This window comes from Paenibacillus sp. NPDC056579, from assembly GCF_042793215.1.
Classification (GTDB): domain Bacteria; phylum Bacillota; class Bacilli; order Paenibacillales; family NBRC-103111; genus Paenibacillus_S.
Map to the genome: position 1 here is coordinate 559,623 of NZ_JBHTVD010000002.1, position 24,699 is coordinate 584,321.

The 24,699-nt window shown below is 52.1% G+C and carries 22 protein-coding genes and 1 riboswitch; of the genes, 13 read left to right on the plus strand and 9 right to left on the minus strand.

Going from position 1 to position 24,699, the window contains the following annotated elements:
- From ACFQ88_RS10050 to codA, 3 genes are all read left to right on the plus strand, one after another.
- Complete coding sequence (locus ACFQ88_RS10050; RefSeq protein ID WP_379454008.1) at positions 1-1,341, plus strand: amidohydrolase family protein; 1,341 nt, start codon at positions 1-3, stop codon at positions 1,339-1,341.
- Positions 1,342-1,414: 73 nt separating this feature from the next.
- Complete coding sequence (locus tag ACFQ88_RS10055; RefSeq protein ID WP_379454009.1) at positions 1,415-2,467, plus strand: ABC transporter substrate-binding protein; 1,053 nt, start codon at positions 1,415-1,417, stop codon at positions 2,465-2,467.
- A gap of 104 nt (positions 2,468-2,571) precedes the next feature.
- Complete coding sequence (gene codA, locus ACFQ88_RS10060) at positions 2,572-3,849, plus strand: cytosine deaminase (RefSeq protein WP_379454010.1); 1,278 nt, start codon at positions 2,572-2,574, stop codon at positions 3,847-3,849.
- On the opposite strand, the gene ACFQ88_RS10065 is transcribed toward codA, so the two are convergent.
- The 4 genes from ACFQ88_RS10065 to ACFQ88_RS10080 all read right to left on the minus strand — a co-directional run bounded on the left by ACFQ88_RS10065 (position 3,846) and on the right by ACFQ88_RS10080 (position 8,734).
- Positions 3,846-4,931 (minus strand): GerAB/ArcD/ProY family transporter, encoded by a 1,086-nt coding sequence (locus tag ACFQ88_RS10065; protein ID WP_379454011.1) that lies wholly within the window; start codon positions 4,929-4,931, stop codon positions 3,846-3,848. The two genes, codA and ACFQ88_RS10065, sit on opposite strands and share 4 nt — an antisense overlap.
- A complete protein-coding gene (locus ACFQ88_RS10070) occupies positions 4,928-6,106 on the minus strand; it encodes a Ger(x)C family spore germination protein (protein WP_379454012.1) in 1,179 nt (392 codons plus the stop codon). The genes ACFQ88_RS10065 and ACFQ88_RS10070 overlap by 4 nt, the downstream gene beginning before the upstream one ends.
- On the minus strand, positions 6,103-7,602 hold the full coding sequence (locus ACFQ88_RS10075; protein WP_379454360.1) for a spore germination protein: 1,500 nt from the start codon (positions 7,600-7,602) through the stop codon (positions 6,103-6,105). Before ACFQ88_RS10075 ends, ACFQ88_RS10070 begins: the two co-directional genes overlap by 4 nt.
- A gap of 235 nt (positions 7,603-7,837) precedes the next feature.
- Positions 7,838-8,734: a LysR family transcriptional regulator gene (locus tag ACFQ88_RS10080; RefSeq protein WP_379454013.1), complete on the minus strand. Its 897-nt coding sequence runs from the start codon at positions 8,732-8,734 to the stop codon at positions 7,838-7,840.
- 150 nt (positions 8,735-8,884) lie between these two features.
- Between ACFQ88_RS10080 and thrC the strand changes: the two genes are divergently transcribed.
- From thrC to ACFQ88_RS10110, 6 genes are all read left to right on the plus strand, one after another.
- Positions 8,885-10,171: a threonine synthase gene (gene thrC / locus ACFQ88_RS10085; RefSeq protein ID WP_379454014.1), complete on the plus strand. Its 1,287-nt coding sequence runs from the start codon at positions 8,885-8,887 to the stop codon at positions 10,169-10,171.
- A gap of 78 nt (positions 10,172-10,249) precedes the next feature.
- Positions 10,250-10,552: an iron-sulfur cluster assembly accessory protein gene (locus tag ACFQ88_RS10090; protein WP_239633401.1), complete on the plus strand. Its 303-nt coding sequence runs from the start codon at positions 10,250-10,252 to the stop codon at positions 10,550-10,552.
- Positions 10,553-10,585: 33 nt separating this feature from the next.
- Complete coding sequence (locus ACFQ88_RS10095; RefSeq protein WP_239633402.1) at positions 10,586-10,813, plus strand: YuzB family protein; 228 nt, start codon at positions 10,586-10,588, stop codon at positions 10,811-10,813.
- A 209-nt stretch (positions 10,814-11,022) separates the two neighbouring features.
- Positions 11,023-12,246: an MDR family MFS transporter gene (locus ACFQ88_RS10100; RefSeq protein WP_379454015.1), complete on the plus strand. Its 1,224-nt coding sequence runs from the start codon at positions 11,023-11,025 to the stop codon at positions 12,244-12,246.
- Positions 12,247-12,328: 82 nt separating this feature from the next.
- Positions 12,329-12,421: riboswitch (cyclic di-GMP riboswitch) on the plus strand.
- 97 nt (positions 12,422-12,518) lie between these two features.
- Positions 12,519-12,818, plus strand: a complete 300-nt coding sequence (locus tag ACFQ88_RS10105; protein ID WP_239633404.1) for a hypothetical protein — start codon at positions 12,519-12,521, stop codon at positions 12,816-12,818.
- A gap of 185 nt (positions 12,819-13,003) precedes the next feature.
- On the plus strand, positions 13,004-13,816 hold the full coding sequence (locus ACFQ88_RS10110; RefSeq protein WP_379454016.1) for a DUF2935 domain-containing protein: 813 nt from the start codon (positions 13,004-13,006) through the stop codon (positions 13,814-13,816).
- A 121-nt stretch (positions 13,817-13,937) separates the two neighbouring features.
- Here ACFQ88_RS10110 and ACFQ88_RS10115 read toward each other — a convergent pair whose 3' ends face one another.
- Positions 13,938-14,822: a LysR family transcriptional regulator gene (locus ACFQ88_RS10115; RefSeq protein ID WP_379454017.1), complete on the minus strand. Its 885-nt coding sequence runs from the start codon at positions 14,820-14,822 to the stop codon at positions 13,938-13,940.
- A gap of 182 nt (positions 14,823-15,004) precedes the next feature.
- On the opposite strand from ACFQ88_RS10115, the gene ACFQ88_RS10120 reads away from it, so the two are divergent.
- Entirely contained in the window at positions 15,005-16,285 is a 1,281-nt protein-coding gene (locus ACFQ88_RS10120; RefSeq protein ID WP_379454018.1) for an adenylosuccinate synthase, read from the plus strand.
- Positions 16,286-16,531: 246 nt separating this feature from the next.
- On the opposite strand, the gene ACFQ88_RS10125 is transcribed toward ACFQ88_RS10120, so the two are convergent.
- Positions 16,532-17,710 (minus strand): THUMP domain-containing class I SAM-dependent RNA methyltransferase, encoded by a 1,179-nt coding sequence (locus ACFQ88_RS10125; RefSeq protein WP_239633408.1) that lies wholly within the window; start codon positions 17,708-17,710, stop codon positions 16,532-16,534.
- A gap of 558 nt (positions 17,711-18,268) precedes the next feature.
- Here ACFQ88_RS10125 and ACFQ88_RS10130 point away from each other — a divergent pair.
- Positions 18,269-18,931: an O-methyltransferase gene (locus tag ACFQ88_RS10130; RefSeq protein WP_379454361.1), complete on the plus strand. Its 663-nt coding sequence runs from the start codon at positions 18,269-18,271 to the stop codon at positions 18,929-18,931.
- A gap of 587 nt (positions 18,932-19,518) precedes the next feature.
- Here the strand turns inward: ACFQ88_RS10130 and ACFQ88_RS10135 are convergent.
- From ACFQ88_RS10135 to ACFQ88_RS10145, 3 genes are all read right to left on the minus strand, one after another.
- A complete protein-coding gene (locus ACFQ88_RS10135; protein ID WP_239633410.1) occupies positions 19,519-19,701 on the minus strand; it encodes a hypothetical protein in 183 nt (60 codons plus the stop codon).
- Positions 19,702-19,741: 40 nt separating this feature from the next.
- Positions 19,742-20,956: an MFS transporter gene (locus tag ACFQ88_RS10140; protein ID WP_239633411.1), complete on the minus strand. Its 1,215-nt coding sequence runs from the start codon at positions 20,954-20,956 to the stop codon at positions 19,742-19,744.
- 132 nt (positions 20,957-21,088) lie between these two features.
- Complete coding sequence (locus ACFQ88_RS10145; RefSeq protein ID WP_379454019.1) at positions 21,089-21,847, minus strand: metallophosphoesterase family protein; 759 nt, start codon at positions 21,845-21,847, stop codon at positions 21,089-21,091.
- A 549-nt stretch (positions 21,848-22,396) separates the two neighbouring features.
- On the opposite strand from ACFQ88_RS10145, the gene ACFQ88_RS10150 reads away from it, so the two are divergent.
- Both ACFQ88_RS10150 and ACFQ88_RS10155 read left to right on the plus strand, forming a co-directional pair.
- The gene (locus ACFQ88_RS10150) at positions 22,397-23,881 is read left to right on the plus strand and encodes a CapA family protein (protein WP_379454362.1); all 1,485 of its coding nucleotides are present in this window, start codon (positions 22,397-22,399) and stop codon (positions 23,879-23,881) included.
- A gap of 80 nt (positions 23,882-23,961) precedes the next feature.
- Positions 23,962-24,585 (plus strand): fumarylacetoacetate hydrolase family protein, encoded by a 624-nt coding sequence (locus ACFQ88_RS10155; protein ID WP_379454363.1) that lies wholly within the window; start codon positions 23,962-23,964, stop codon positions 24,583-24,585.
- Positions 24,586-24,699 lie beyond the last annotated feature (114 nt).

Sequence of the window (24,699 nt, forward strand, 5' to 3'; positions counted from 1 at the left end):
ATGAGCGCCCGGGAGCTGCATTTTATTAACGTCACCCTTCCGCTGCGCGACGAGCGCGGATTGTTCGAGCTTAAGGCAGTGGGCGGCCGATGGACTTCCATTGTCCCACAGGAGACGGTGCTGTCCGGGGACGGCTCTTTCGTCCCGATGTCCGCCCTTGCCGGCGAGATGTCCCGGCTGAAGGCCGCAGGCAGGATCGACCTGAAGGGCTTTATGATGCTTCCGGGCTTTGTGGACGCGCATATGCACTTGGACAAAGCATACTCCTTGAGCCAGGTTGGCAATGCTTCGGGAACGCTGCTGGAGGCAATTGCCAATTACGGAGCGGCGGCTCCTTCCTTCAGCAAGGAGGAGATCCGGGGGCGCATTCGCAAAGCTGCATTGCGGGCGCTATCCTACGGTACGACGACCATCCGCACCCATTTGGACTTTCGCCTCCGTTCGGGCATCGAGGTAGCTTTTCGCACCATCTACGCCGCATTGGAGGTCCGGGAGGAGCTGAAGGGAATCGTCGATATGCAGTTGTTCCCGATGTGCCCGTACGATCGGCTCACCACTGCTGAGCAGGATGCAATTGAAGAGGCGCTGCGCCTTGGGATGGACGGCATGGGAGGAGCTCCTCATTTGTCGGAAACGCCGGAGAGCGATATCGACCGCATATTTGCTACGGCTGCTCGATGGGGGAAGCCGATTGATCTTCACGCTGATGAAAGCGACGATCCCTCCAAGCAAACGGTCGCCTATATCGTGGAAAAGGCGATGGAGTACGGTTATGGAGGAAAAGTAACCGTAGATCATTTGTGCTCCTTGTCCGCTATGGACACACGTCGTGCGGAGGAGATTATCGGCCGTATGAAGGCTGCCGGATTAAGTGCTGTCACACTACCTCCGGTCAATATGTATTTGCAGGGGAGAGGCGATTCGGGATTGATCCGTCGCGGAACGACGCGAATTCGTGAATTGCTGGATGCTCAAGTCCCGTTAGCCGTAGCCTCCGACAACATTCAGGACCCGTTCCATCCGTTCGGACAGGGTGATTTGCTAAAAATCGGCCTGGTGACGGCGTATGCCGCTCATATGGGCAGCTCCGCCGATCTTCGCACCTTGCTGCGAATGATGACGGAGGTCCCGGCCGGCATCCTTGGGCTTACCGGATACGGCATTACCGAAGGACATTCGGCGGACTTCGTCCTGATCGACGCACTGCGTGCAGACGATTTGTTTACCGAGCTGCCGGTAGGACGCACCGTTTACAAGCAAGGCCGGCCTCTTTACACTTCCGTTCAGCAGAGCGCATGGGGCTTGGACGAGCTGGACCGAACCGAAGAGCAAGCACAGTAACGTTTGGCCTGATGTATTAAGCATGTTTTCCTATGTGCTAAAGAAAATCAAGAATCCATCATACTTTGGGGGAATGCTCATGAAAACGCCGTTGACTTTAAAATCGATTCGCCCGGTTCACGCTGTTCTGTCCATCCTGTTGATCGCCGGAGCTATGCTGAGCGGCTGCGCTACCAAGCCCGAAGCCCAGCCTGCGGCAGCCGATCCGAAAGCGACGGGAAGCGCTGCGGAGAAAAAGCCGGTAGCCGTAACCCAGGTGACGAACTGGTTCGCCCAGCCGGAGCACGGCGGCAACTATGCGGCGCTGGCCAAGGGCTATTACAAGGAAGCCGGGCTGGATATGACGATCCAAGCTGGAGGCCCGGGCATCTCCGCTACGCAGATTGTCGCGTCCGGCAAGGCGCAGTTCGGGATGGGGCAGGCGGATGAGATTTTGTTCGCCCGGCAAAATGGCATTCCTCTTGTTGCGGTGATGGCGATTTTTCAGAAAAACCCGCAGGGCATCATGGTACACAAAAGCGCGTCGATCAAATCGATGTCCGACCTCAACGGAAAGAAAGTGTACGTAGGCAGCGGCGTCGCTTATTGGGAATATATGAAGAAGGCGTTCAAGCTGGATAAAGTCGAGGAGCTCAAATATACCGGGCAGCTCGCTAACTTCGTCAATGACAAAATGTCGGCTACGCAGTGCTATATTACATCGGAGCCTTATTCGATGAAGGAGCAGGGAGTCGATGTCGAGGTCATGCTGAATGCGGATTTCGGCTATTCTCCTTACGGCAATATTATGTTCACGACGGAAAGCTTTTTGAAGGAAAATCCGGAGGCGGTCAAAGCGTTCGTAGAAGCGACGATCAAAGGCTGGGATTACTACAAAGACAACTATAAAGAGATCAATCCGCTCATTAAGGAGAAAAACCCGGACACTCCGCTGGAAAAAATGGAGTACAGCGCTACGGCGCTTCAGCCTCTCGTTTACGGCGAGGATGCGGCAACGAAAGGCGTCGGCTATATGACCAAGGATCGCTGGGATACGCTGAACAAGCAGCTGGTCGATCTGGGATTGCTGAAATCGCCGATCGATGTAACCAAGGCGTTTACGACGGACTTTTTGCCGAAAAAATAGCCGGGTTCGGTTAACTGTTTTGCTGGGTGATAGTATGTGGTTACCGTGCGGTTCGGCTGTCTTGATGCGGCCGAACTGTTATGGTAACGGAAAGGAAGAAGCGCATGTACGATTTGGTATTTCGTAACGTTCGTAGGCAGGGAGAGACCGCTCCCGTCCATGTTGCCGTCCGGGACGGGCGGATTGCTGCCATTGGAGACGTACCCGAGAATAGCGGAAAGCGCATAATCGACGGTACGGGACACATTCTGCTGCCGCCATTTGTCGAGTCGCACATTCATCTGGATACCGTTCTAACGGCAGGCGAGCCTGCGTGGAACGAGAGCGGAACTTTGTTCGAAGGGATTCGGCTATGGCAGCAGCGCAAGCAACGCTTAAGCAGAGAAGATGTCATGAAGCGGGCGGAAACCGTGCTTCGCATGCAGGCGGCTAACGGCGTGCTGCATGTGCGGACCCAGGCTGACATTTCCGATCCGGATTTAACGGCGCTCAAGACGCTGCTGGAGCTGCGCGAGCGGGTCAAGCCTTATTTGAACCTGCAGGTTATCGCCTTTCCGCAGGATGGGATTTGCTCATGCCCCGATAATGAAGCGCGGTTGGAGGAAGCGCTTCGGCTGGGTGCCGATGGGGTTGGAGCGATTCCGCACTGCGAGCATACCCGGGAGGAAGGGATGCGATCGCTGGACATTTGCTTCTCGCTAGCCGAGCGCTATGACCGGTTTGTTCACGTGTTCTGCGATGAGCTGGACGATGGCCACTCGAGGTTCCTTGAGGCGGTGGCCGACTGTGCGCTTCGTACCGGAATGGGCGGCCGCGTAACGGCAAGTCATGCCAACGCCTCGGCTTATTATGGCGAAGCGTATTTCCAGAAGCTGCTTGGCTTGTTGGTCCGCTCAGGGATCCATGTCGTCTGCTGCCCGCTGATCAACAGCGCCATGCAGGGAAGATTCGACAGCTTCCCTAAAGGCAGAGGGATTGCAAGGATTAAGGAAATGTGGCGCGCCGGAGTCAACGTCAGCATCGCTCACGACGACATCCGGACGCCGTTTTATCCGCTCGGCGCCGGCAGCCTGCTGCAAGCGGCGCACATGGCGGTCCATCTGGCCCATATGACGGGCCGGGAGGAGATGGAGGAGGCGGTGCGCATGGTTACGACCCGCGCCGCCCGGGTATTGCAAATCGAGGACCGGTACGGCCTCGATATCGGCAAGCCGGCAAGCTTCATTCTGCTGCCGGCAGAGGACACGCCCGAGCTGCTGAGCAGGCAGCCGGCGTGCAGGTATGTTGTCAGCCACGGTACGATCGTGGCTGAGACGGCGCCTGCTGCCACGACTTTGCTGGAACAGCTTCTGTTCCAGCGTGAGCCGGAGCGAAAATGCTAGTGCAGCATGCTTTTTTTACGAATGGTACCCATCATCCACATTAATAAAGGAATGCCTATGAGATTGATCGGAAATACCACATTGCTCCAAAATTTTGCAAAGTACATGGTGTCGTTAGTGTTTCGCGGCAGCAAGGAAACCACAAAAACAATAGGCGCTATCAACCAAACGGTACGCTTCCATTTTCTAATCTGAAATAATTGTGCGGAACCATAGCTGGTTATAAAAAAATAGAGGGAAAGCTTAATAAAAATGCCGATGATCCAAAGCAACACAACCAGAACATCGACATTCTGGATAAAATCCATTATGGAAATATAAGTAACAACGGAATAAAGGGGATAAATAAACTTGGCCGGTAAATTCGGCCCGAAGACCATAATCACTATCAAGGTCATTGCCAAAAAGGCTACGGATGCGGCTGCAATTCCCCATAAGGAGGAGGTCAGAGCCCGCTCCGGTTTTGGCATGAAGGCTATTAACATGACCACCATAAAGGACTCCGCAAGGAAAGAGGCGGGTGCCAGGCTTCCTTTTACAATAGGTAACCATCCCGTGTTGGAATATACCGGAAGAAGCCTAAGCCAGTCCCAGTCCTTCACACTAAAAACAATAATGAAAAAACAGCCTGCCGTGCTGACAGGACCGATGATTTCACTGCAACGGCTGATACTTCTAAGACCCCCTGTACAGGTGACATAAACGACAGCGCCTAGCATAATGAGAATAACGATCCATAGCGGCGTAGAGCTGAATAAGGTAATGAACACAAAATCCGCAAATTCTCTCAAAATGACGCCGGTCACGGACAACCACATCAAAAAATAAGGAACCAGGATGATGGTTCCCAGCCACTTTCCAAGAATCGACTGGCTGTATTGAATAAAGGTTTGCTCCGGGTAAAGGAGACTTAATTTTACGGCTATAACGGTAGTGAATATGCATATCAGAGTTGCGAGGATGATTGAAATCCATGCGTCTTGCTTGGCGAGAAAAATGGCCGGCGAGACGGTGAAAATGGCTGTCATCCCAAATTCCATAGTGAAAATCAGCCAAAATAGCTGATACCCGGAAATTTTCATTGTTTGATCTCTCTTTCCTCGTATTGGAGCGGTGATCTGACCAATCCAATATATTGTAAATTTACATTTACTTTGACCGTAACCTCTATGTCGGGAAAAATCGTGTGCCACTGTCCTTTTAATTTGTTCCAATCACTCGGATGCTGACGATTTAAGGTTTGATTGAAACCAAGTACATCCGCTCCAAACTGTTTTTGAACTTTAGTGATCATTTTAAGCACATGCTCGCTAGTTTTCTTATTGATCGTATGCTGAACCAGCTGCAAGTTTTTCTCCTTGCTAAGGTCCAAATGGGTATTGTTCTCTCCAACAAGTCCCTTACCGGTTAGCTCGATCTCCATCTTCACTTTGTTTGTCGGTGATATGCTGCTCTTTAAATTCCTTCCGAATTTGGTGATGATGATACCGACATTCCCGTCTGTTTCGGGAATGTCTTCCACTAAGTCCAAGTAAGATATTCCGTCGAGGATCCACTGCCGATAAGCGCCCTCAATAAAATTTAGATAACCGACTAATTTAAGCTCGTTATTAAATATAGCCCGGCCATAAAATCGGATCGTTTTCTGTGGGGAAGGCCCCTGTACGATGTCTACTACAGGTAAAGTTGCGCAGCCCCCTTCGGCACTTGAGGCAATCATAAAGTCGAGATAGGATGTGCCCGCGCTGCCTCCAACCGCTCTGTGTATTTTAAGCGATGCGACGGAAGGAATTTTCTCCAGAGGGTATTGCACCTGCAAAGCCTCCAAGCCTGTATTTCCCTTGACCACCCAAATGTCCAGCCGAATTCGATTACCCGGATCTCGAGCAAACGCATCCAGCATATCTTTGATTCCATTTCTAGCCAGATCCTCTCCAAAGTAATAATTGCGCCGATGACCGCGGGTTATGATTCGCGAAAGCTTTTGCCGCGTTTTTTGAATGGATTCAAAGGTGCTTTTCCCGCTGCCCGTTTCAATAAAGTAAGGTTTATTGCCGCCGGCTCCTCCATTAGAGCCTTGTACAACACTAGAGGGAATAATGAATTGAGCGGCTGTTAAATACGTCCCGTCTTTCTGAAGATCGGCCGATGCGGCAAGATCAAATGCTCTGTCTGATAGCTCTTCGCGATCCCAACAACCTGTAGTTAAAGCGATACAGAGTATCAAAACAATGAAAGCAATCGGGCGATGCTTCATCGTGCTTCGTCTCCTTGGTTCCCTCCCGGTTGTTGACCTTTGGGAATTCGTAATCTATTTCGGGCAGAACCGGATGACGGTATCGTATGCATGCTCCACCTCGGCGCGCGGATTAATACATCCTTTAATTCTGTCTTTGCCAGCGGAGCTATCGGACTTAAATAGGGGACTCCAAATGACTCCAGATTCGTAAGGTGAATGAGAAGGAATATGGTAGCCATAGTAATCCCGTATAATCCGAACATCCCTGAAATAATGAGCATCGGAAACCGGAGCATTCGAAAAGCCATCCCCATACTGTATCTGGGGGTAATGAGAGAAGCGATTCCCGTCAGGGAAACCACGATGACCATCGGAGCCGAAACAATCCCCGCCTGAACGGCTGCCTGTCCAATAACTAGCGCCCCAACAATACTGACTGCAGGCCCTGTCGGACGCGGCATTCGTATTCCGGCCTCTCGCAAGCCCTCGAATAAAAATTCCATCATAAATGCCTCGATGACCGCCGGAAAGGGAACCCCTTCACGAGCAGATGTAATGCTGAGCAAAAAATTCGTGGGTAACAATTGGGAGTGAAACGTCGTGATTGCAACATACATAGAAGGCAGGAATAGTGAAGTTATCACCAATAGCATCCTTAACCAACGGATAAGCGTAGCGTAAATGAATCGCTCATAAAAGTCGTCAGCCGACTGAAATGCGCTCCAAAAGGAACAGGGGAGGATGAGTACAAAGGGTGTACCGTCAGCGAAAACCGCTACTCTTCTCTCTGCGAGGCTGGAAGCAACAATATCCGGGCGTTCGGTGCTCTGCATTTGCGGGAATAAAGTGAACGGGTGATCCTCTATGAACTCCTCGATAAAATTACCGTCAAGCACAGTATCCATCTGAATATGCCGGATTCGTTTTCGAACTTCTTCGATGATCGAATCTTTTGCGATTCCCTCAATATAGGCGATGACAATCGTCGTTTTCGAAAGACTGCCGACGGTTATGGACTCCATTTTAAGTGCGGTGCTCTGAATTTTCCTGCGAACCAGGCTTGTATTCACATTAATGTTTTCTGTAAAGGCCTCTCTTGGACCCCGTATCGTAGTCTCGCTGGCTGGCTCTTCAACGGCTCGCTGCTCGAAGCCTTTCAACTCGGCAATAACTGCATTGCTTACTCCGTCCGATAGGATGACTACATTAGCGGATAAAATGCTTTGTACAACATCGCTCATTGTCTCCGTTGTTTTGGTTTTTGCGATGGAGACCAGCTGTTGCTCTAACATCAAATCTACAGAGCTTATCTCTTCCAGTCCAGGTCGGGGAGCTTCCAGCATCCAAGGCTTGAGCAACACGGTATCTAATGCCCTGGTATCTACCAAACCATCCAAATAAACCAATAAAACATGGATATGTCCAAAAATCAGGACCTTCCGAAAAACGATATCATAACAGCTTTGAAACTTATTTTTGAGAATGAGTTCATTCTTTTCTAAAGAGTCGCTTATGGAATCGTTGGATGCTTCATTAGGCGGGCTATTGTTAGGATTTGTATGTTGTGCGGTAGACATGACACACCTCCCTCCTTTATAACTGCATAAATGGTGATTATTAGCAATATTTGTATCTTGCCTCGATTTACTTTGGTTTATGTATATTTTTAACAGAATCGGCCAGCATCCCGAACAGGCTGCTGACCGTTTCTTTTTACCGCATGAGGAAAGCTTAAGTTATCTGAAGCGATCATGTTGATTTCGCCATATACTCCTTCACGAACGAGAGAAACAAACGGGCGACCGGCGTCAACTCCTCATCAGCCCGCATGCAGGCGGCGATGGGATTGGTTAGCCGGACGCTCTCGACGTAGACGCGGGCGACGCTTCCTTGGCGCACGTAGTCGCTAACCTCCAGCGCCGACAAGAAAATGGCGCCGTAGCCCGCCATCACGGCCCGAATCGTCTCATTCAGCCCGTTAAACTGCAGACCGACGCGCGGAGGCTCCAAATGATGGAGCTGGCAAAGCGCGAACAGCATGTCCCGGGAGGAGCTCCCCTCCTCGCGCAAAATGAAAGGCTCCCGCATCATCTCGGGAAGCCCGATACGGGCTCCGGCAAGCCGGTGACCGGCAGGCACGACGAACCACAGCTCGTCCTCCAGCAGCTCCTCGCGGACGATGCCTTGCGGAGCTTCCTTGCTTCCTCCCATAAAAGCAAGATCCGCTTCGTAATGCAGCAGCTTGTCATAAGCGGAGGCGGAGTTCACCGTCATGACGGTAGGCATAGTTTGCTCATGCCGCTGCTTGAAGGCGGCCAGCCATACGGGCAGCAAATGGTTGGCAGGAAGATACGTCGCGGCAAGGGTCAGTCGGCCGTGGATCCCGTCTCTGTAGTCGATAAGTCTTCGGTCCATTTCCTTCTCCAGAGCGAACATGCGCTCGGCGTAACCGTACAGCAGCTCGCCGGCTTCGGTTAAACGGAGGCTTCTTCCCTGCGACGCGAACAGCGTTAAACCGAGCTCCTGCTCCAGGTTACGGATTTGCGCCGTTACAGCCGGCTGGCTGATGTGCAGCGCCTCGGCCGCCCGGGTGACTCCGCCACGGGTCGCGGTCTCATAAAACAATTTCAATGCATGCAAATTCATGAACCCACACCACCTTCGTTCTCATGGAAACATAAATTTAATTTATATAAATCAAAAATATATATATTTGTTTGATGTATCGTTGTCTTTTATTGTAAGGGGTAAGCAGAACGTATTCAAATGACTTTCTAGCAAGGATGGTGCTTACTCATGAAATTTCAATGCACGGAATGCGGTACCGAGATACCGATGGATCAAGCAAGAAACCCTTTCCTCTGCACATGCGGCGGATTATTGGACATCGTGCACGACTTTCGCGCGTTGGACGGCGAACGGCTTAGAAGGCTGTTCGACAGCAGGTTGTCCGAACGGATGACGCCGTATGCCAGCGGGGTTTGGCGCTATAAGGAGCTCATTCATCCCCTTCTTCCCGAAGAGGATATGACGACAAAGTTCGAAGGAAATACCGGTCTGTACGATTCCGCACCGGCAGCCCGATATACCGGCATTCGCCGGCTGCTGCTCAAAGCGCAAAGCGAAAATCCGAGCGGCTCTTTCAAGGATAACGGCATGGCCGTCGCCGTATCCCATGGCCGTTCTCTCGGCTACACGAAATTTACGTGCACGTCGACCGGCAATACATCCTCGTCGCTCGCGATGTATGCGGCTCTTGCCGGATGTGCATCTTACGTATTCTTGCCGAGCCGCAGCATCTCGATGAACAAAGTGCTGCAAACCTTGGCCTACGGTGCCAAGCTCATCTCTTTTGATGGCACGTACGATGCCGGTATCCGGTTCAGTGAACGCCATAGCGAAGCTCTTGGTCTCTATGTATGCAATTCGATCAATCCGTTTCGGATAGAGGGCCAGAAAAGCATCGTTTACGAAATTGCCCATCAGCTGCGCTGGCGGATGCCGGATTGGATTGTTGTGCCTGGCGGGGCACTGAGCAATGCAACGGCTCTAGGGAAGGGGCTGCGGGACTTGTTGGAGCTCGGATTCATTGACAAGCTGCCGCGGGTCGCCATAGTTCAAGCGGAGGGGGCAAGCCCGTTTCACCGGATGGTATCGTCAGGCCGTCAAGAGCTGATTCCCGAGCCGAATCCGTCAACGGTCGCCTCGGCGCTCAATATCGGCAACCCGCCCAGCTGGAAAAAGGCGCTCTCATACACAATAGAGCAAACGAACGGGGTTACGATATCCGTCTCGGATGAGGAGATCATGGATGCCAAAGCGTGCGTCGACCAGTGCGGCATCGGCTGCGAGCCTGCTTCCGCGGCTTCGGTTGCAGGGGTACGGAAGCTGGTGGAGCAAGGGGCTATAGATCGCGAGGAGACAGCCGTATGCGTATTGACGGGCAATATGCTCAAGGACACGACATCAATTCACGACTACCACCTGGGGCCGGATACGAAGGGCCGCTGGGCGAATCCGATTGTAACGGGCGAGTTGGATTTGAATATCGTCGAGCGTCTAGTACATCACAATTCTTATTAACGGCGGCTTGCGGGTTGCTTTCCCGGACAGGTTTCTTTACAATAAGGAGAAAACCTACAGTGGGAGATGTCACCGACAATGAACTGCAAAATTTCGCGCAATGCGGCCAAAATGCTGTTGGCTGAACTGGAAAAAGAAGAGAACAAAGAATTGAAGCTCCGCGTTTATATTACTCACAGCCATGGAGACCACGCCCACTATGGCATGAGCTTGGACACTCCGACGGAAGAGGATGAAGTGGTAAGCACGGACAAAGGCATCGACGTGATTTTGAAAAAAGACGAGCCGCTGCTGGACGGAGTACGCATCGACTATTTCTATACGCCGGAAGAAGGCTTCGCCGTAACCAATCCTAGCAAGGGCAATCACGGGGACCACTAAGCCGTTTTGCGATAGGAAAGGATTTGGTTTACTATGGCGAACGATATTCGCGTCTGCGATAAATGCAAGCATATGAAAATGAAGACGGCTGTACCGAAGCTTCAGAAGCTGGCTCCCGGTACGGAGATCAAGATCGGCTGCAAATCGTACTGCGGACCTTGCTCGCGGTTTGCATTTATCTTCATTAACGGAAGGTATGTAACCGGAGCCACGGAAGACGAAGCTATCGAGAAAGCGGCGAAATATATCAAAAAATCGTGATTCAGCGTTGATACGACGAATCCATGACAGAAACCGAGAAGCCTGGCGCAAGCAGCCGGGCTTTTTTTGTGTGTAAAGATAGGGGAAGCGGCTAACTTTTTTGTAAAGACAAAAACAGCGGTTTGCAGTATAATGGGAAAATCTTTTTATTTATTTACCTATGGTAAATAAAACGGACGTACTAGATTTACCGTAAAGGGGCACACCGTATGCAGCGTTTACTCCGCTTTTTGCAAGACTATCATCCTATCGTTCATGTTCTTCTGCTAGGCACGATCCTCGCCCGAACCGCTTCATCCATGAGTATGCCTTTTCTGGCCATTTACTTATCGAAACAATCGCATATAAACCCCGTCCTTATAGGCTTGATCGTTGGCCTGGGCCCATTGGCGGCTACCGTCGGCGGATTTGTCGGCGGCGCTTTGTCGGACAGGCTGGGGCGCAAAACGATCATGCTGTTCGCCTTGTCCGGCTGGGTCGTCGTTTTTGGAGGATTCGCGATGGTCAAGTCTCCGCTTGCCTTCATGCTGCTGAATATGCTGAACGGACTATGCCGCTCCTTGTATGAGCCGGTGTCTCAAGCACTGATGGCCGATGTAACGGAGCGTGAAAAAAGGCTGAAAGTATTTTCCTTGCGCTACATTGCCATCAACGTTGGTGTGGCGGTGGGTCCACTGCTTGGCGCTTTTTTCAGCACAATGGAGGTTTGGCTTCCATTCATGGCTACAGGCTTGATTTACTTGCTGTATGCGATCGGATTGTACGTGCTGCTGCTGCGATTCGGAATCAAGCGGATTGAGGGGGAGAAACGGAGCGACATAACGATAAAGTCCTCCTGGAATGTCGTACGTGCGGACCGGGTGTTCCGTTATTATATCGGCGGATCGATAATGGGGGCTATCGGGTATGCCCAAATGACGGTGACTTTATCGCAATATGTGGAGCAAAATGTAGCAGGCGGCGCGGCGCTGTTCGCCATGCTGATGAGCTTGAATGCGGTTGTCGTCGTCTTGTTTCAAGTGCCGCTGTCGCGGATGTTCGAACGCTGGGGGCCGATGGTTGCTATTACCGCAGGCAATGTATTGTTCGCCGTCGGAGATATCGGTTTTGCCGTATCCGCAGGCTGGTTCGGCTTTATGGTATCGATGTTCTTTTTCACGTTGGGTGAAATTCTCAATTACCCTCAAGCGAACGTGCTCGTCGACCAATTGGCGCCGGAGGGGATGAGAGGGACCTATTTCGGAGCTCAGTCGTTTAACAATGTCGGGCATTTTGTAGGTCCGTTGGTGGGGGGCGTTCTTCTTACTCATTGGGGCGGTCCGTCCTTATTTACGACTATGGCTGTTATTACGCTAGCGGGTACATGGTTTTACTACAGAGGACAAATTTTATACAAAATGAGTCTTAAGTCCGTAGAAACGGAACAAAAATAGGAAATTTGAATTATGTATTCCATTGGTCCTATCTTATATGCTATTCTTGTCGTATTTCATTACACGAATTGACAAATTTCGAACTCGAAAAAGGCAAAACAGGCGAAAGCCTGCGACGCAAAGCTAAAGGGGCTAAGGATCTTCTCAGGAGCAAACCTGCCAGCCAGCTGCCGAAGGAACGGTGATACGCATATATAGCGGACTCCCGCCTAGGTGACGAGGAGTTTTTTCTCATGTTTCGAGTACACACAATCAAAGGAAGGAGAGAGATCATGTCGAACGAAGAACGGGAGTTTATGACCAGACAAGGCTTTTTCACAAAAATCGGCAGCAATCTGATCGGAGTCTATTTGTCGAATGAAGGCCCTAAAATGTTTATAAACCAGGAAGTGTTCGATCTGCACAATCCATGCTGGGATGTAGAGATGGTGATGGGCAAAAACAGCCATTTGCTGACGTTTTACTGGCGCGGCGAAGTGAAATTTTCGTTCCGGTGCGATTTTGTCAATGACTTGTTCTTAAGTCTGTATGACTACTTGAGCTGTCGTGCCGAAGCAAGACGTTTAGCCTAATAAAAGCGATGATAGCGCTTGTTGCTCAAACGACGTAGGGATCAAGGATTAGCGGTTATGCACCGAGCCGGATGATTGAGCATACCTTGCATAGGAGTAGAAATCATGACAAATGCCTATGATCCGGAAACACGCCAAGTAACTAGGTATGCCGGATACAAGCTGCCTATGGGAGGAGTGCAACCGTGGACCAGTCCGACTATGGCTCGGCCGCCTTGTTCGAACATCGGTTTTGGCTTCAAGTGCTTGGCGATCATGCCCGCTTCATCTTCAATGCGCTCGCCCCGAACGAACAGGAAGAAATAGAGCGCACAAGCTGCTTTATAGCCGCTTTCGATCGATTGCTGGAGCGGGCAAGGCAGCATGATGGTGTATCCCAAATGATGGAACTGAATCAGGCGGCATTTCAAAAAGCCCAGGAGATCCGGCTCTTCAAGCTTCATCTGCTGGAACGCTCGCTTGCAGGCCGCATAGGCATTCAGCTTTCCCCCACTTTCTTGAACCATATGGTGAATGAGGTTGAGGAATATTTGAGGGTGCTGCCCTTCTTGCTGGAAGGGGAAACGCCGCCCGTATTTGACGAAGTGCACCATCATTTGATCTGGCTCTCGGATACGTCAGGTCATGCCGGTATCATTGCAGCAGAGCTTGATATAACGGAAAAACGGCTGATTGAGATGAGCAGGACGTTCGAGGCGCATTTTACCGATTTTTATGTAAAAGCTATCGAGCTGGCAGGATATATGAGAACGAATCTGCATGATTTTCCGGCATTGTCCCGTTTTCATAAGGAAGTTGAGCTGGAGTCGGCGCTGTTCCGCGAGTTTTTGCGGGAGCTGGAGGAGCTGGCTCTGAGCAAAGAAATGCTAGGTACGGTACAGCCTCTAATAGCGGACCATATGGCCCGCGAGCTGTGCTATTATTTGACGAAGCTGGCGCAGACGGCAGGAGTCAAACGACCGAATTGCGATCCCGCCAAGCCTCGAACCGGAGCATAACGATAGGTTTTCTAACCACGATAGAATCTTCGAATAAAGCATGCTTTACTGCACGAACGGGCAGTAGGGGGTGCTTTTTTTATGGAGAAAAAAGCGCTGGACCTGCTTTGTCGGACTGCGCTTACTGCTGCAGACAAAGATCGAGCATCGTTCTGGCTGCAAAAGATAGCGGGACGTCCTTTAACGTCACGATCCCGATATGCCGGGGCGGTATGGGCGGCTCCAGCTGCAGGGCGAACAGCTCGCCGGAGGAAAGCTCATCCTCGGCGAATTGCGCCGTAACGCAGGAAATGCCTAGGCCGGTTTTGGCGAATTGGATGAGCAGATCCATGCTGCCCAGCTCGAACTCGGGAACGAGCCGCACCTGCTGGCTATGAAAATACCGGTCGATATAGCTGCGCATGCTGCTGTCTTTTTCCAGCATGATGATTGGGTAGGCGGCCAGTTCGGCGGCGGAGACCGGCTGGTCCTTTAAATGCCCGAAGCTTGCTCCTGCGATAAAGATATCGTGCAGCGGCTTCCACGGACGAATGGTCAGCTGCGGATCTTCTGCCGGTAAATTGATGATGCCGAAATCGATCTTGCCTTCTTTTAGCAGCTTGATCGTCTCATGAGAGGTCCGGTTCGTAATATGCAGCTTTACATCGGGATATTGCTTGTGGAACCGCTCGAGGTAAGGAAGCAAAATATGCTTGCACAGCGTATCGTTGGCTCCGATATGGACGACGCCTCCAAGCATTTGGTGCATCTCGGTCAATTTCCGTTCCGCTTCCGTCAGAAGGCTGAAGGCCTGATCGACATAGCGCAGCAGCACCTCTCCTTCCACCGTCAGCTTCACCCCGCGGGATGTGCGGAAGAACAGCGGCCCGCCCAGCTTTTCCTCGAGCTGCTTCATCGAATGGCTTACCGCCGGCTGAGTAATATACAGCGCTTCCGCCGCTCGGGAGAAGCTGCCTGTCTTGGCGATGGCGAGAAATACCCGGTACCCGTCCAGATGATGCTCCATTACCTATTACCTCCACTTATATAAGCTATCTATATTATTCATTATTCTAATATCATATCACAGAATATAATGAGATCGTAAAAGAAACCTCAGCTGAATGAATCAAATGGAGCTTAAGAGGTTGTTACGGATGGAGTAGCCGAGGTTTTTTGTCAAAACAATGAGAGAGGAAGCGGTGCGAAATGAAAGGAACGGTAACGGCTGTCGTGGGAGCTAACTGGGGAGATGAAGGCAAGGGCAAGGTGACGGACCGAATGGGGGCGGCCGCCGATGCGGTGATCCGGTTTCAAGGCGGCAACAATGCAGGCCATACGATCATTAACGAGTACGGGAAATTTGTGCTGCATATGCTTCCTTCAGGCGTGTTTCACGAACATGTAGTGAATGTGCTGGGTCCCGGGGTAGCGCTTAATATGAGCGGGCTGATCCATGAGTACAATCAGCTGATGTCAAGGAATGTGCCGAAGCCGCAGCTGCAGATATCCGACCGGTGCCAGGTAGTGGTTCCCTATCATATTCTATTCGATGAGCTGGAGGAGGAGAGGCTGGGGAGCAGGCAGTTCGGTTCGACCAAATCCGGTATTGCTCCGTTTTATGCCGATAAATATGCGAAGCTGGGTATCCAAGTGGCGGATTTGTACGATCAAGACCGGCTGAGCGCCAAGCTGAACCATGCATTGGAAGCGAAAAATACGTTGCTCGAGCATCTGTACGGGCGCAGCGCGATGGCTTCGGACCAGCTGGTAGAGCAGCTGATGCAGGAAGGGGAAATCATTCGACCCTTTGTCTGCGACACGACGGTACTAATGCACACAATGCTTCGTGAAGGGAAATCACTGCTCGTGGAAGGTCAGCTTGGATCGCTGCGCGATCCGGATCACGGCATTTACCCGTACTCGACGTCTTCTTCGACCTTGGCCGGCTTTGCTGCCGTTGGAGCGGGAATACCGCCATATGCAATCGGGCGCATTATTGCCGTAGCCAAAGCTTACTCCAGCTGTGTCGGCGCAGGGCCGTTCGTCACGGAGCTTCATGGAGCCGAAGGGGATGAGCTGCGTAATCGGGGCGGCGAATTCGGCGCCAAGACCGGACGGCCTCGCCGGACGGGCTGGTTCGACGCTGTTGCGACACGCTATGGCTGCATGCTGCAGGGGGCTACCGAGGTTGCGCTGTCAATGCTGGACGTGCTGAGCTATTTGGATCGAATCCCTGTATGTACGGCGTATGAAATTGATGGAGTAAGAACGGAACAATTCCCTACTACGGGGCTTCTGGAGCGTGCTGTTCCGGTCTACGAATGGCTGCCCGGCTGGAAATGCGACATTACTGGAATCGAAACATATGATGAGCTTCCGGAGGAAGCGAAGCAGTATGTCCGTTATCTCGAGCGGCAGATCGGCGTTCCGATTCGCGCTGTCTCTAATGGACCGAGACGGGAGCAATACATGGAGCGGACGGAATAATCCGAACTGGCAGCGGAGTTCTTGTATCTGATGGATGGACGGAGCTTGGAAGGCTAGCAGCGATCTTACCGGATGGCTGCAGCCGGAATGGCTGATCAGACCGGAACCTGCAGCACATCCGTTTGATCAAGCCTTTATAAAGGTAAACCCCGCCGTTGGACAGGTTCATCCATCTTTGTAGTAGATGGTAGGGAGAACGTCGTCCTTCGCGCGGGGTTTCTTTATTTGTTATGAGGAGAGCGGATATTAACGCTCCCGTTGTTCATTATCCGATGGCTTGTCCTGCCGCCAGCCGTACAGTCCGCCTTCGCCCATATACTGGTACAGGTTGCACTCAATCCGGCCGTTGAACAGCTTGCGTTTCTTGTCGGCAGGTCGTCCCATATAATGCTCCAGCTGCTTGCTCGGGCTCATTATAAAGACCGACCATGTCGGCATCTGCGAGGTGATGCCGCCCAGCTGGCGCAGCACCTTCTCGACCTCGCCCCGGTCGCCGAGACGTTCTCCGTAAGGCGGGTTCGTAATGATGCAGCCGTAATTGCCGGCGGGCTGGGCTTTGGCCACCGGCAGCACCTTCAGCGTCAGCTCCTTCGCGAGCCCGGCCGACTTCGCTGCCGCAAGCGCTACATCGATCGCCTCCGGATCGATGTCCGAGCCTGCGATCTCCAGCGGGACATCGTCCCGCACAAGATCGTAGGCTTCTTCCCGTGCCTCGGCCCATAGGGCCTCAGGCACGACGGGCCACGCCTCGGCTGCGAACGTTCTTCGCAGCCCTGGCGCCAGGTTCCACCCGATCATCGCCGCCTCGATCGGAATCGTTCCCGACCCGCAGAACGGGTCGTACAGCGGGCGTTCCGCCCGCCAGCGGCTCAGCAGCACCAGTGCTGCTGCCATCGTCTCCTTCAGCGGGGCTTCCGTAACGAGCTTACGGTAGCCTCGCTTGTGCAGCCCCACCCCGGTCGTGTCGAGCGTCAGCGTCGCCACGTCGTTCAGCAGCGCGACTTCGATCACGTAGCGCGCGCCGGTCTCGCGGAACCATTCGGTTTGGTACCGCTGCTTCATGCTTTCCACAATCGCTTTCTTCACAATGCCTTGGCAGGCAGGCACGCTGGACAGCTGCGACTTGTGGGAACGTCCCTCAACCGGGAACTCGGCGTTCTCAGGAATCCAGTCCGGCCACGGGAGCGCCTTGGTCCCTTCGAACAGCTCGTCGAACGTGCGGGCCTCGAACTGGCCCATCTTCACCAGCACACGGTCCGCCGTGCGCAGCCACAGGTTTGCCCGCGCGATGGCCAACTCGTCACCAATGAAGCTAACGCGCCCATTCTCGACGGTTACTTTATCATAGCCCAAATCGCGCACCTCACGGGCGACTACAGCCTCCAGCCCCATCGGAGCCGTGGCTATTAATTGAATTTCCGACATTCTCTTCACTCCATATCTTCATAACGTCTGAACCAGACCGTATAGTTAACAATCCCATTTTGCGCTTTTTCACCACAATAAAATTTATAAAAGCCCGAGGCGATCGGAGGCAAAATTCGAATTGGCCGTAAAAACAACCTTGCTCACAAAGCGAGTTTTGCTACTGTAAAACTCAGATTGTTAAAAAGTGTTATTTTTTCGAAATGATCGTTATAGGCAGGTGAGGGCATGTCTGCTTACGATGCCAATTTTTCAGCAGAAACCTCTTTGTTCACGTCCGCCTTTGAAGCCTGTTCAAATACTTTATTTCTTATCGGAATCACGGGGTTCGATATTAAGAGCATAACGCGGCAAAGCCTGCTACGTAAGCCTGGCAGGAGGTGCATACCTCAATCTGAGTATCTAACCACATTTCAATTTCCTTAGATTTAGATTTCTCAACAAGCTCACTTTAAGGCCGATTAACTTCGGAATACGTCGATAAGACGGTATTCTCACCGGTTGAAGTCTTTTTGGAAAAGCCATACAATAGTCTAGTATAGGATAAACGATGCGTTTATACAAATGAAACGGAGGAATTCGGGCATGACGCAAATGAGCGCCGAGGAATATGTGGAGTCGCTGTTGGAGGAAGACGAGCAGCTGAACAAAGTCATTGAGGGAATCCGCGCCAATGGAATGCCGGAAATATCGATCGCCCGGGGCTACGGCAAGCTGCTGACGCTGCTGGTCAAGATGGTCGGAGCGAAGCAGATTCTCGAAATCGGGGCGCTTGGCGGATACAGCGGCATTTGTCTGGCACGCGGACTTGAAGAGCATGGCAAGCTTGTTTCGCTGGAGCTTAAGCAGGAGTATGCAGATGTAGCGTTGCGACACCTAAGCGAAGCAGGGTTGGGAGATAAGGTGGAGTACCGAGTGGGCGAGGCGCAGGACAGCCTGGAGCAGCTAAGGGCCGAAGGGCGGAGGTTCGACCTGTTCTTCATCGACGCCGATAAGGGCAACTATCCGAATTATCTGGAGTGGGCGATCAAACTAGCCAACCCTGGAGCAATCATTCTTGGCGACAATACTTTGATGCACGGAAGCAGCATGAATCCTGAGGAGAAGGGTAACCGGGTAGTCAAAATGCGTGAGTTCAACGAAAAAATGGCTCGTGATCCTCGTCTCGAAGGCGTCATACTGCCGGCCTACGACGGCTTGGCTATCGCACGGGTACGATAAAAAAAGCGCCTCCGGAAAACAACCGACTGGTTGTTCCCCGGAGGCATTTATTTGCACGCATTCGCGCATCGATAGCGCCGCAGCCACCGCCTTAACGCGGAAAAACCCGCGTTACAGATGAGCGCCCGGCGCCAACTCGCTCTGTAAAGCGGAAAAACCGCTTTACAACACGCATTCACGTCCCAAGCGCGCCGCAGCCACCGCCATAACGCGGAAAAAGCGCGTTACAGCCCAGCGCCCGGCGCTAACTCGCTCTGTAAAGCGGATAAACCGCTTTACAGCACGCATTGGTGTCCCAAGCACGCTGCAGCCGTCGCCATAACGCGGAAAAAGCGCGTTACAGCTGAGCGCCCGGCGCCGACTCGCTCTGTAAAGCGGAAAAACCGCTTTACAGCACGCATTCGCGTCCCAAGCGCGCCGCAGCCACCGCCTTAACGCGGAAAAACCGCGTTACAGCCCAGTGCCCGACGCTAACTCGCTCTGTAAAGCGGAAAAACCGCTTTACAGCAAGCATTCGCGTCCCAAGCGCGCCGCAGCCACCTCCATAAAGCGGAAAACCCGCTTTACAGCACTTATCCCTCCACCGGTCAGGACGCCTTCTTAAACACGACGGCTCCTTCCTTCGAATGCGGAGGCGCTTCCTGCTCGTCGTAGGTTTGCTGGTAGACGACTTGCCCAGGCTGATCCAACGTGTCCAATGTGGCCCAGTACCATATCATCAGCTCTACGCAAACGAGGATGAACAAAACCTTTTTCACGTTCACTTTCATTAACAGAAGCACCTCCGATTCGTTGTTCCTTCGATCAAGCTCAGCCGGACTTTTCGCTGGGGCGAGCCTTGCTGTGAAACAGCGCTTTGCGCACCCATAGGGCGTTGGCAAACAGCAATACCGCGGACATGATAAACAGTCCTTGAATGTGCATCCATCCCGAGAGCAGTCCGCCAATGACAGGACCAAGCATATTGCCCAAGCTTAGCGAGCTGGTGTTAAAGCTGTAAGCGCGGCTTTCCATTCCTTTGGGTGCGAAGCTGCTGATGAGCGTTTGTACACAGGGCAGCATGCCGCCCATAAAGATGCCGAGCATGAAGCGGCAGGCGAACAGCTGCCAAATGTTCGTCACAAAGGCCTGCGGGATGAACGAGACCGCCGCCCCAACCAGGCACACCGCCAATATTTTGACGGAGCCGATCCGGTCGCTAAGCCTTCCTAACAGCGGCGAAGCTATCATATTGGAGAAGCCGGTAATCGATCCGACGAGACCGGCGTAAAATGCCAGCAATTCGCCCTTGCCGTGCAATTCCTGTACAAAGAGCGGAATCAGCGTCATCGAGCTCAGCATGGAAAACTGGATGACGAAAGTAACGGCGTAAAGAGCGGGCAGCTCTTTCGTTTTTTTCAATTCCTTAAAGCCTTCGATGGTTGAGATGGCCGGCTTTTTCTTGGCCGCCGCCGCATCGAAGTTTTCTTTGACGAGGAACAGCGCCAATAAGGAAGCGCAGAACAAGAGCGGTCCGGTTATGTAGAAGATCGGACGGAAGCCAACCCATTCCGCTAGCAATCCCCCGATGAAAGGCCCAAGAATCGACCCGGCTACGCCCCCCGACTGAAGGGTACCCATCGCGAAGCCGATTTTCTCCTTCGGTGTATTCGTCGACATGAGCGCCACCGCGGCAGGCATAAATCCGCTGATAACCCCGTTAACAATACGAAGGCCCAGCAGCTGCAACGGGCTTGTGGCAAAGCCCATCAGCGTCATGACTATCGCCATCCCGAATCCGGAGCGAAGCAGCATCACCTTGCGGCCGTAACGGTCGGATAAGCCGCCCCAAATCGGTTGAAACAGGAACGAGGTGACAAAGTTACCTGCAAAAATCACTCCCGACCAAATCGCAATCTCGTGCTGATCCTGCAGGCCCATTTCCTGAATGTACAGGGGCAAAAAGGGAGTGATCATCGTCATCCCGCTCATGACCAGAAACTGGCCGAGCCATAGCACGGTCAAATTGATTTTCCATCTTGCCAAAACGATTCTCCTCTTTTCCTGCTGTGTGCGTACTATGTCTTGAGTTGAAATAGTTTATTTGTTTAACTAACTATCTTTCATTGTACCATAGGATTGGGAAATACTCACATTCTGCGCACGCTGCTGAGGCTATCACTGCTCCAGACCCGTCGTAAGCTCATAGCGAAGCCGTTCGAGGCCCGGCATGTTTTCCTGCTCTGCGGCGGCAATCGCTTTGTCCACGTCGTAAGGGACACGAACAAGCTGGATGGAATAAGGCTCGTCGCCTGCTGCATCCGACGTTCCCTCCAAAATCCCGTAGCTTGCCTGCGGAATCCCGTCGTAAGGTGCGCCCACACTGCCTACATTATAGAGGAGAAGCCCTTTTTTCTCCTTCGATTTGATCATTTGCATGTAAGGAACGTGAATATCTCCATAAACGACGATATCCGGAATGCGTTCATCCGACCCGGCGAAGTCGGGCCTCGCAGTCATTTCGGTGTGCTGGAACATGGCAAGCTTTTCCTTCTTGGATGCTTTCCGGTTAACCCGGGTATTGACGCTCTGAGGTGACGCATGGAACAACCGGATCCATTTGCCGCTCAAGCTCAAGTCGATCGAAAACGGAAGCGTATTTAAATATTCCAGCCGTTCGGCTCCGAGCTTCTCCTGCTGCCAGATGCCGCCTTCTTTATCCTGCGGAAGGTTGATTCCCAGATCCCAGTTGCCTTGAACGACGGATTCGCATACTTCCCGAATACGATCGACGGCTTCCGCGGGCTGAGGACCCTTGCCTGCCAAATCTCCGAGACAAATAATCCGCTTGATGCGTCTTCGCCGGATATCTTTTATTACTGCTTCCAGAGCCGTTGCATTCCCATGGATGTCGGAGATGACCGCTATTCTTTCCATCGTTTCCACTCCCATTCTATTTTCCCGGATTGTTTCTTTCCATTATAAGGCTTTTCAAGATTCTGGTACAACAGCAACCGTTCCGAAACGTGCAGCATTAAGGAGCAAAGGATATATAGGTTTTTCGTTCCATGACCCTCGGGGCAAGATTTGGTATAATGAGAAAAACTTCTATCGAAGTACTCCGAGGTGGAGCGACCGCGTTCAGAGGTAGTTTTTATCGCCAATAGGAAAGATCTCCGATGCGCTTATTGCTTTACCGGACTTAAACATTCCTATGTGGTGAGAAAAACTTCTATCGAAGTACTCCGAGGTGGAGCGACCGCGTTCAGAGGTAGTTTTTATCGCCAATAGGAAAGATCTCCGATCTCTTTATTGCTTTACCGGACTTTTACATTCCTATGTGGTGACAAAGGGTGTGTAAAAATTGCGTATTTTTGGAAGTAAAAGGGGTAGATCGTTATAGAAACACGTACCAAAAAACACCAGGACGAAAATAAAAACAACCGGAAAACATGGATTACACTCGGCATTCTTGCGATAGTGACAATGGCCTCATTCAGCTATTTGATGAACTGGCTGAACGCCAAGGATAAGCCGGACTCGTCCGGACCCTTGGTGGAAGCATCTCCAAAGGGCGGAACCGGTGCGGTAGTGCCAGATCCGTCAACCCCAACGAATCCGAATACACTTCCGGGAGCGCAAGATGGAGCGCAAGCTCCAGTGGAGCAAGGCCAGCAGCAATCAGGTACAGAGGGCGGCACACCCCGGGTACATCTATCGTTCGTGGGAGATGTGATGTTTGCCAGCAAGGTAGAGGATTTATTAAAAAAGAACGGATGGGATTATCCGTATCGTTATGTAAAGGATTATTTGTCCAAGGCGGATATAACGGTAGCCAATCTCGAGACGCCTTTTACGACCAGAGGCGAAGCCCAATCCAAAGACTATGTATACCGCTCCTCGCCGGAAGCACTGCCTGCGCTTCAAGCAGCGGGGATTGATTTGGTGAACACTGCCAATAACCATATTCTGGACTATGGGACCGACGGGCTGCTGGATACGCTCGATGTGCTCGACAAGGCCGGCATGAAGCGGGTCGGTACGGGGCGCAATATCGATGAAGCATACCAGCCGGTCATTATGGAGCGCAATGGAATCAAAATCGCCTTTCTCGGATTTAGCCGCGTCGCGGAAAATGCAGATTGGTATGCGCGCCAAAATAAGCCCGGCGTAGCGGAAACCTACAGCACCAAGCTTCCATTGGAGGCTATTTCGGCGGCACGCGAGAAAGCTGACCTTGTCGTCGTAATCGCTCATTGGGGAGTTGAGCGCAAAGACCGTCCCGTCAAGGAGCAGACGGATCTGGCGCACAAATATATCGATCAGGGAGCCGATCTCGTTGTTGCCAGCCACCCTCATGTCGTGCAGGGATTTGAGAAATATAAGGGCAAATGGATTGCCTACAGCATGGGCAATTTTATATTCACGACCAATGAAGAGCCGGCGACATGGGAGAGCATGATTCTGAACGCGGAATGCACGAAAGAGCGCGATTGCGAGCTGCAAATGATCCCGGTCTTGACCAAATGGGCGCAGCCGGTCCGGATGACGGAGGAAGACGGGGGCAAGCTGTTCGATAAGCTGGGGCGAATTTCGATCAATGCGAAGGTGAATAAGGACGGGACTATTGAGGAAGGCCCGCGCGTTCCACAGCCTACCCCTACGCCAACCACAACTCCGCCGCCGAAGAAGCAGACGGATACCAAGAAGGACCCCGATCCGAAAACGGAGACGAATAACGGTTCATCGTCAGGGATTGTTCCAGGGAACGGATCGAAGGGACAGGGAAGCAGCTCCGGCACAACGACTAAGCCGACACCGACACCCAAGCCGTCGTCGAGTCCTTCTACCAAAGCTACGCCGACGACGAAGCCAACGACGAAGCCTTCAGCGACACCGAAGCCAACACCAAAGTCCTCGGCTACGCCAAAGCCGACTCCCAAGCCGACCCCGGACTCTGATTCGGAATAGGAGCGAGGGCATTGAGATTTCCGGAGCATTCGATTATGCTTACTATAGTAAACTATTTTGATGCAAAGGAAGGAACAACGATGCAATCCATTCGCAACATCTACTGCGTAGGACGTAACTATGGTCTGCATGCTGCCGAGCTGGGCAACGAGGTGCCTGATGAGCCGATGATTTTTATTAAACCAACCCATGCTCTGGTGACGATACAAGGGCAGGCAATAACCCTTCCTGGCGATCGCGGAGAAGTTCATTACGAAACGGAGCTTGTGCTGCATGTAGGCGAAGATTACAAGCCTGGCATGGCCGTAGATCAATTGATAGACCAAATGGCACTCGGCATCGATTTCACGCTGCGTGACGTTCAATCGGTGATCAAGAAGAAAGGCCAGCCTTGGCTGCCGGCCAAAGGCTTCTTAAATTCAGCGGCAGTCACCGAGTTCCGTCCGTTTCCGGGGTCCGATGCGGTAAGCCGGACGGAGTTCTCGCTGCGCAAAAACGGTGCAGAGGCTCAACGAGGCAACAGCAATGACATGATCTTCAACCTGCAGGTCATCGTTGATTATATTGCGAAGCATTACGGCTTGGGCAAAGGCGACATTATTTATACAGGAACGCCTGCCGGTGTAGGTCCGCTTCAAAACGGCGACCGGATGGAGCTTCTGTGGGGCGAAGAAGTGTTAGGCGCGTTTTCGGTGCAAATGTAATTCCAATAGAAGATTAGCAATGTAGGAAGGATACCTGTCGTGAGGGCGGGTATCTTTTTTCCTGTTCCTATAACCAATGGTTACAAGGGAAGCAAATTGTCTTTGCTTTTTAGG